A 7,358-nucleotide genomic window follows, 5' to 3' on the forward strand; every position below is an offset into this window, starting at 1 on the left:
TGCCCATCTCTAGCGAGAGGCCCAGACGGGGCGTGCCGCCAAGCGGGCGCTGACCACACCGGGCGCTTGATAAAGGAGAGACCGATGAACTTGGAGAAGTTCACCGAGCGGTCGAAGGGCTTCTTGCAAGCCGCGCAGACGATCGCTCTGAGGGAAAGCCACCAGCGGCTTGGGCCCGAACACCTGCTGAAAGCACTTCTGGACGATGAAGAAGGCCTCGCGGCCAACCTCATCCGCCGTGCGGGCGGCGCGCCCGACCGGGTGCTCGAATCCACCGATCTCGCCCTGGCGAAGATGCCGAAGGTGTCCGGCGATGCGGGCCAGATCTACATGGACGGCCAGACCGCCAAGGTCCTCGACGAGGCCGAGAAGATCGCGAAGAAGGCGGGCGACAGTTTCGTACCCGTCGAACGCATCCTTACCGCGCTTGCCGTCGTGAAATCCAAGGCGAAAGACGCACTCGAAGCAGGCGCTGTCACGGCACAGGGCCTCAACTCCGCGATCAACGACATCCGCAAGGGCCGCACCGCCGATACGGCATCGGCCGAGGAAGGCTATGACGCGCTGAAGAAATACGCGACCGACCTCACCGAACGCGCCCGCGACGGCAAGATCGACCCGATCATCGGTCGCGACGAGGAAATCCGCCGCGCCATGCAGGTCCTCAGCCGCCGCACCAAGAACAACCCCGTGCTGATCGGCGAACCGGGCGTCGGCAAAACCGCCATCGCCGAGGGCCTCGCCATGCGCATCGTCAACGGCGACGTGCCCGAAAGCCTGAAGAACAAGCGGCTCCTTTCTCTCGATATGGGCGCGCTCATCGCAGGTGCGAAATACCGCGGTGAGTTCGAGGAACGGCTGAAGGCTGTGCTCTCCGAGGTGACAACGGCGGCGGGCGAAATCATCCTCTTCATCGACGAGATGCACACGCTCGTGGGCGCGGGAAAGGCCGATGGCGCGATGGATGCCTCGAACCTCCTGAAGCCTGCGCTTGCGCGCGGGGAACTCCACTGCGTCGGCGCGACCACGCTCGACGAATACCGCAAGCATGTCGAAAAGGACGCGGCGCTGGCCCGCCGGTTCCAGCCCCTGATGGTCGAGGAACCGACGGTCGAAGACACGATCTCCATTCTCCGTGGCATCAAGGAGAAGTACGAGCTTCACCACGGCGTCGACATCTCCGACGCGGCGCTGGTGGCGGCGGCGCAGCTTTCGCACCGCTACATCACCGACCGCTTCCTGCCCGACAAGGCCATCGACCTTGTGGACGAGGCCGCCTCGCGGCTCCGGATGGAGGTGGATTCGAAGCCCGAGGAACTCGATGCCCTCGACCGCCAGATCCTCCAGATGGAGATCGAGCGCGAGGCGCTGAAGAAAGAGGACGACAAGGCCTCGATAGACAGGCTCGCCAAGCTTGAAGAGGAACTCGCGGGGCTGAAGGAAAAGTCCGACGCGATGACCACCCAGTGGCAGAACGAACGCGACAAGCTCGAAAGCGCCCGCGAGGTGAAGGAACAGCTTGAGCGTGCCCGCCACGATCTCGACCAGGCCAAGCGCGAGGGCAACCTCCAGCGCGCGGGCGAACTGACCTACGGCATCATCCCCGATCTCGAAAAGAAGGTCGCGGCGGCGGAAGAGGCCGAAGCGAACCAGATGGTCGAGGAAAAGGTGAGGCCCGAGCAGATCGCCGAAGTCGTCGAACGCTGGACGGGCATCCCGACCTCGAAGATGCTCGAAGGCGAGCGCGAGAAACTCCTCCGCATGGAGGAAGAGATCGGCAAACGCGTCATCGGCCAGACCCGCGCGGTCCGCGCCGTCTCGAACGCCGTGCGCCGGGCACGCGCAGGCCTCAACGACGAGAACCGGCCCTTGGGCTCGTTCCTCTTCCTCGGCCCCACCGGCGTCGGCAAGACGGAACTCACCAAGGCCGTGGCCGAGTTCCTGTTCGACGACGACAGTGCGATGGTCCGCATCGACATGTCGGAGTTCATGGAAAAGCACTCCGTCGCCCGCCTGATCGGCGCGCCTCCGGGTTATGTCGGCTATGACGAGGGCGGCGTCCTGACCGAGGCGGTACGGCGCAGGCCCTACCAGGTCGTCCTCTTCGACGAGGTCGAAAAGGCGCACCCCGAGGTCTTCAACGTGCTCCTCCAGGTGCTCGACGACGGTGTTCTGACCGACGGTCAGGGCCGCACGGTCGACTTCAAGCAGACGCTGATCGTGCTGACGTCGAACCTCGGAAGCGAATTGCTTTCCGACATCAGCGACAATGCGGATCTGGCGAAAATCCACATGGATGTTAGGGACAGGGTTCGCGCACACTTCCGTCCCGAATTCTTGAACCGGATCGATGATCAGGTGATCTTCGACCGCCTGACGCGCGCCGACATGGATGGCATCGTGGAGATCCAGCTCGACCGGCTCGGGAACCGTCTGGCGCAGCGGAACATCCGCCTCGATCTCTCCGAGGATGCGCTCGCCTGGCTCGCCGACGAGGGCTACGATCCGGTCTACGGCGCCCGGCCCCTGAAGCGCGTCATTCAGCGCGCGCTGCAGGATCAGCTGGCCGAGATGATCCTTGCCGGCGAAATCGCCGACGGCGCGACGGTCAGCGTCAGCGCGGGACCGGACGGGCTGATCGTGGGCGACCGGGTGTCAACCTCGAACCGCCAGCCGCCGGAAGACGCGGTGGTGCACTGATCCGGCCACCGGCAGAAACCTTGAACAGGCGGCCCCCGTGGCCGCCTGTTTCTTGTGGAATACGCCCGCGCTATAATTGCGCCATATGACCGACACCGCCACCACCCCGGCGCGCCGGCGCGTCCCCTGGCTCCCGATCGGGATCGGCCTCCTGATCTTCCTCATGGCGGGCTTCATCTGGCACGCCATAACCTTCGGTCTCACCGGCCTCTTCGGGCCGCTCCCTGACAGCTACCTCTACCGACCCGGCGGTACGGTCGGGAACGGCGCCATGTCGCTCCACATGATCCTCGGCGGCCTCATCACCCTGATCGTCAGCTTCCAGCTTCTTCCTGGCATCCGCGCCCGGCGTCCCGCCCTGCACCGCGCTATGGGCCGGGGCATCGTGCTCGCCGCCTTCCTCACCGCCGCCTTCGGCCTCACCTATATCGCGCTCCGGGGCACCAAGGGCGGGCCGGTGATGGATGCGGGATCGATCCTCTACGGTCTCCTCACCCTCCTCGCCGCGGTCCAGACCTTTCGCCACGCCCGCGCCCGCGACATCCGCCTCCACCGCGAATGGGCGCTCCGCCTCTTCGTCCTGATCGTCGCCTCCTGGGCCTACCGCTTTCACTACGCGCTCTGGTACATCGTCACAGGCGGCCTCTGGTCCGAGCTTCCGGGCCATACCGGCCCCTTCGATCTCGTTCAGAACTTCGCCTTCTACCTTGTCTACCTCGCGCTCCTCGAACTCTGGTTCATGCGCGAGCGGCGGGGCAGGGCGGTCTGACCCAGATGCAGCAACAATCAATCCTGAAGAGCCGCACTGTTTCCAATTCGTGGCCAATATTGCCTGGAACCCTTCACGGGTTGGGCGCACCGGCGAAATCGCGCTACCCTGAACCCCGGCCTGCGGAATGTGTGCTCCGAGTGTCTGGGCCATTGGTAAAGAGTGAGTTTGAGTATGAGCGACGGTCTCCCCCTCGCGCGCCCGAATTGCCGGGCCGCCACCCAAATGGATCTGATGACGCTTCTGGCGGCGGTAAGCTTCCTCGCCCTCGCGACGATCTATTCCGTGGGCGAATACACCCGTGCCGCAGAGATGGCCGTCCTGCCGCTGATCACCGCCCCGCGCTGATCGGGGGGCCTCAGCCGCCCCGAAGCGCGGGCAGCCCCACGCCCGTTGCCTCGAACCCGCCATCGGCGGCGATCACCTGCCCGGTGACATAGCTCGCCTCCTCCGAACAGAGGAAGACGATCACCGATGCGATCTCCCCTTCCGCGCCATAGCGGTTCAGCGGGATCGCGTCGTGATAGGCGTCTATGATCTCCTGCGTGTGCACGGCCATGGCAAGCTTCGTCCTCACCGGCCCGGGCGCCACGCAATTCGCACGAATCCCGTATTCGCCGTATTCCACCGCCTGCTGCTTGGTCATCTGGATGACGGCGGCCTTCGACGTCCCGTAAGCCAGCCTGAGGGTCGAGGCCCTGAGCCCCGAAATCGACGCGATGTTCACGATCGCCCCCCTTCGTACCTTCAGCGCGGGCAAAAGCGCCGAAGTCACGAAATAGGGGCCGTCGAGGTTAGTGGCCATCACCCGCCGCCACATGTCGTCGTCATGGGTCTCGATCGGCCCGAACTCCGCCACGCCGGCATTGTTGATAACGGCGTCCACGCCCTCGGCCCATGTCGCGGTTTCCCGCGCCACCTCCTCGGCCCCGGCCCGGGTCGAGATGTCGATGATAAGGGGCAGGGTGCCGTCCAGATCGCGGGCCGCTTCCAGCAGCGCGGGCGCATCCCGGTCCACCATCACAACCCGCCAGCCACGGTCGAGGAATAGCTTCGTCGTCGCCAGCCCGATTCCCCGGGCCGCGCCGGTCACAACGGCGGTCTTCGTCTGGTCTGTCATGCTCCTGCCCCTTCGCTTCGCGGGGCGGACCATAGGGGGCGGCGGGCGCCGTGAAAAGCGCCCGCCGCCGTCATGGGCTCCGGCCTTAGCCTTCCGGCAGGATCACCTGGTCGATCACGTGGATCACGCCGTTCGAGGTTTCGATATCGGCAGTCACGACATTGGCCTCTTCCACGGTCACGCCGCCTTCGGTCATGATCGTGACGTCCGAACCCTGCACGGTCGCGGCTTCCATGCCGTTCGACAGGTCGGTCGACATCACTTTGCCGGGCACCACGTGATAGGTCAGGATCGCGGTCAGCTGATCGCGGTTCTCGGGCTTCAGAAGCTCTTCGACCGTACCTTCGGGCAGGGCGGCGAACGCCTCATCCGTCGGTGCGAAAACGGTGAACGGGCCCTCGCCCTTCAGCGTCTCGACAAGGCCCGCGGCCTCGACGGCAGCGACGAGCGTGCTGAACGAACCGGCCTCTACGGCCGTGTCGACGATATCCTTCGAATGGCCGCCGGCGAAAGCCGCGCCCGAGATCATCGTTGCGGCGGTGAGTGCAAAGAAAGTCTTACGCAGCATAGCGTGTAGTCCTCCGAAATTGGTTACGGATGCCGGTGCGTGGCATCGGGAGGGTCTACGCGCTCTCTGGCGGTGCGGATCACCATCAAATCCTTGTTTTTAAGCCGAAAACGCCCTTGACCGAAGTGCCGGGCGCGCTAAGCCGCCCCGCTCCGCTCGCGCCAGTAAAGAAAACGTTATCGGTAGGATTTCGCCGGCCAAATACGTCAAAATCCCACGACAACGTGAGAAGGTGTTGGTTGGCGCGGACGAGACACTACCCTTACCACTGTCCACGCAACGCGAAGGAGCACGAAAACCAATGGCAGGCCGCTGGAAAAACGATCTTAGGTGGAGCGACGTGACGCCGCTTCCCGACTACATGAACCGCCGCCAGCTGTTGGCCGCGGGCACGGCGCTCGCCGCAACCGCCGCCACCCCGGCCATCGCCTCGCGTCGCGAGCTTGAGCCGAACTCCTTCGAAGAGATCACGAGCTACAACAACTTCTACGAATTCGGCTGGGACAAGAGCGATCCGAAACGCTACGCCGGCGCGCTCACCACCGATCCCTGGGCGATCACCTTCGACGGTCTGGTGGAAAATCCGGGCACCTACGATCTTGCCGATATCCTGAAGGACAAGTCGATCGAAGACAGGCTCTACCGCTTCCGCTGCGTGGAAGCCTGGTCGATGGTCATCCCCTGGAACGGGTTCGAACTGAAGGATCTCCTTGATCAGGTCGGCGTCCAGCCTTCGGCGAAATACGTCCGCTTCGAGACGCTCCTTCGCCCGTCCGAGATGCGCGGGCAGCAGGGCGGCAGCATCGACTGGCCCTATGTCGAGGGTCTGCGTCTCGACGAAGCGATGAACCCGCTGACGATCATGGCCACCGGTATCTACGGCATGCCGATGCCGAACCAGAACGGCGCGCCGATCCGGCTCGTGGTGCCGTGGAAGTACGGGTTCAAGTCGATCAAGTCGATCGTCCGCATCACCCTGACGGAGGAACAGCCCCTCAACACCTGGCAGGCTTTGCAGCCGCGCGAATACGGCTTCTATTCCAACGTGAACCCGAACGTCGATCACCCGCGGTGGAGCCAGGCGACGGAACGCCGCGTGGGCGGCGGGCTTCTGGCCCGGCGTCAGCCGACGCTCATGTTCAACGGCTACGAAGAAGAGGTCGCGGCCATGTATGCCGGGATGGATCTCGCGAAATACTACTGACACGCAGCGCGATGGAACTCACCTCTGAACTGACCTGCCCCGAATGCGGGGCCACGCATGTCGAAACCATGCCGACGGATGCGTGCCAGTTCTTCTATGAATGCCCGGCCTGCAAAACGGTGCTGCGGCCGAAGCCGGGCGATTGCTGCGTCTATTGCTCTTACGGCACCGTGGCCTGCCCGCCGGTGCAGGCGGGCGACGGGTGCTGCGCGTGACGGATCTCGTGCAAAACGTGAATGGCGCGCTCCGGCGTGTGCCGACCTGGCCAGTCTACCTGATCGGGGCGCTCCCGCCTCTGTGGTGGTTCTACCAGGGGCTGACCGGCGGCCTCGGGCCCGAACCGATCAAGACATTCGAGCATCTGCTGGGCGAGCTTGGCCTTCAGATGCTGATCGCCACGCTCGCGGTCACGCCGCTCCGCCGGTTCACCGGGGTCACGCTTTTGAAGTTCCGCCGCGCGCTCGGGCTTCTCGCCTTCTACTATATTACATGTCACCTGCTCGTCTGGCTGGTGCTCGACGTCCAGATCCTCAGCGAGATCTGGAAAGACATCCTCAAACGCCCCTACATCACCATTGGCATGGCGGGGTTCCTGCTGCTCGTCCCCCTCGCGCTGACCTCGAACAACCTTTCGGTGCGCAGGCTCAGCGCCCCGCGCTGGCGGCGGCTCCACCAGCTTTCCTACCTCGCGGCCGTCCTCGGCGCGGTGCATTTCGTGATGCTCGCAAAGACGTGGCGGGCGGAACCGCTCGTCTACCTCGCGATCGTCCTCGTGCTCCTGCTCGCGCGGGTCCGGGCACGGCCGAAACGCGCGCCGGCCTAGGTCCCCGGAAACGGCCCTATATCGTTCGACCGGTGATGCACCTGGAAGACGTGGTTATAAAGCTGCGCGATCCACTGCTTGCCTTCCACCGTTTGCTCCAGGTGGCTCAGCGCCGGGCCGATGAAGGGGTGCACCATCTCCCAGAAGAAATCGGGATACTTCTCCAGCACGTCG

General features: G+C 64.5%; 9 protein-coding genes (1 of these 9 cut by a window edge). 6 read left to right on the top strand and 3 right to left on the bottom strand.

Going from position 1 to position 7,358, the window contains the following annotated elements:
- Nucleotides 1–84 precede the first annotated feature (84 nt).
- From clpB to RXV90_RS10810, 3 genes are all read left to right on the top strand, one after another.
- Nucleotides 85–2,700 carry an ATP-dependent chaperone ClpB gene (gene clpB / locus RXV90_RS10800; RefSeq protein WP_316648665.1) on the top strand — a complete coding sequence of 872 codons (2,616 nt, stop codon included), beginning with the start codon at nt 85–87 and terminating at the stop codon, nt 2,698–2,700.
- A gap of 85 nt (nt 2,701–2,785) precedes the next feature.
- The gene (locus RXV90_RS10805; protein ID WP_316648666.1) at nt 2,786–3,469 is read left to right on the top strand and encodes a DUF2306 domain-containing protein; all 684 of its coding nucleotides are present in this window, start codon (nt 2,786–2,788) and stop codon (nt 3,467–3,469) included.
- 174 nt (nt 3,470–3,643) lie between these two features.
- Nucleotides 3,644–3,817, top strand: coding sequence for a hypothetical protein (locus RXV90_RS10810; protein WP_316648667.1), 174 nt, complete (start codon nt 3,644–3,646; stop codon nt 3,815–3,817).
- Nucleotides 3,818–3,827: 10 nt separating this feature from the next.
- On the opposite strand, the gene RXV90_RS10815 is transcribed toward RXV90_RS10810, so the two are convergent.
- Both RXV90_RS10815 and RXV90_RS10820 read right to left on the bottom strand, forming a co-directional pair.
- Nucleotides 3,828–4,589, bottom strand: coding sequence for an SDR family NAD(P)-dependent oxidoreductase (locus RXV90_RS10815; RefSeq protein WP_316648669.1), 762 nt, complete (start codon nt 4,587–4,589; stop codon nt 3,828–3,830).
- A gap of 85 nt (nt 4,590–4,674) precedes the next feature.
- Nucleotides 4,675–5,157, bottom strand: a complete 483-nt coding sequence (locus RXV90_RS10820; protein ID WP_316648670.1) for a fasciclin domain-containing protein — start codon at nt 5,155–5,157, stop codon at nt 4,675–4,677.
- 301 nt (nt 5,158–5,458) lie between these two features.
- Here RXV90_RS10820 and msrP point away from each other — a divergent pair, with 301 nt between their 5' ends.
- Genes msrP through msrQ form a run of 3 tightly spaced genes read left to right on the top strand, consistent with a single transcriptional unit; the run spans nt 5,459 to nt 7,184 of the window.
- A complete protein-coding gene (gene msrP, locus RXV90_RS10825; protein ID WP_316648671.1) occupies nt 5,459–6,361 on the top strand; it encodes a protein-methionine-sulfoxide reductase catalytic subunit MsrP in 903 nt (300 codons plus the stop codon).
- 11 nt (nt 6,362–6,372) lie between these two features.
- On the top strand, nt 6,373–6,576 hold the full coding sequence (locus RXV90_RS10830; RefSeq protein ID WP_316648672.1) for a GDCCVxC domain-containing (seleno)protein: 204 nt from the start codon (nt 6,373–6,375) through the stop codon (nt 6,574–6,576).
- Nucleotides 6,573–7,184, top strand: coding sequence for a protein-methionine-sulfoxide reductase heme-binding subunit MsrQ (gene msrQ / locus RXV90_RS10835; protein WP_316648689.1), 612 nt, complete (start codon nt 6,573–6,575; stop codon nt 7,182–7,184). Before RXV90_RS10830 ends, msrQ begins: the two co-directional genes overlap by 4 nt.
- On the opposite strand, the gene RXV90_RS10840 is transcribed toward msrQ, so the two are convergent.
- Nucleotides 7,181–7,358: the 3' end of a hypothetical protein gene (locus RXV90_RS10840; protein ID WP_316648673.1), read on the bottom strand. It continues 674 nt past the right edge of the window; the window shows 178 of its 852 coding nt (coding positions 675–852); its start codon lies beyond the right edge, outside the window; it ends in the stop codon at nt 7,181–7,183. The genes msrQ and RXV90_RS10840 overlap by 4 nt on opposite strands.

This window comes from Ovoidimarina sediminis (genome assembly GCF_032586175.1).
GTDB classification, from domain to species: domain Bacteria; phylum Pseudomonadota; class Alphaproteobacteria; order Rhodobacterales; family Rhodobacteraceae; genus Ovoidimarina; species Ovoidimarina sediminis.

Excerpts from the sequence above, each read along its gene's own strand:
- clpB (WP_316648665.1), top strand. The coding sequence starts at position 85 with ATGAACTTGGAGAAGTTCACCGAGCGGTCGAAGGGCTTCTTGCAAGCC.
- RXV90_RS10830 (WP_316648672.1), top strand. The coding sequence starts at position 6,373 with ATGGAACTCACCTCTGAACTGACCTGCCCCGAATGCGGGGCCACGCAT.
- RXV90_RS10820 (WP_316648670.1), bottom strand. The coding sequence starts at position 5,157 with ATGCTGCGTAAGACTTTCTTTGCACTCACCGCCGCAACGATGATCTCG.
- msrP (WP_316648671.1), top strand. The coding sequence starts at position 5,459 with ATGGCAGGCCGCTGGAAAAACGATCTTAGGTGGAGCGACGTGACGCCG.
- RXV90_RS10815 (WP_316648669.1), bottom strand. The coding sequence starts at position 4,589 with ATGACAGACCAGACGAAGACCGCCGTTGTGACCGGCGCGGCCCGGGGA.
- RXV90_RS10805 (WP_316648666.1), top strand. The coding sequence starts at position 2,786 with ATGACCGACACCGCCACCACCCCGGCGCGCCGGCGCGTCCCCTGGCTC.
- RXV90_RS10810 (WP_316648667.1), top strand. The coding sequence starts at position 3,644 with ATGAGCGACGGTCTCCCCCTCGCGCGCCCGAATTGCCGGGCCGCCACC.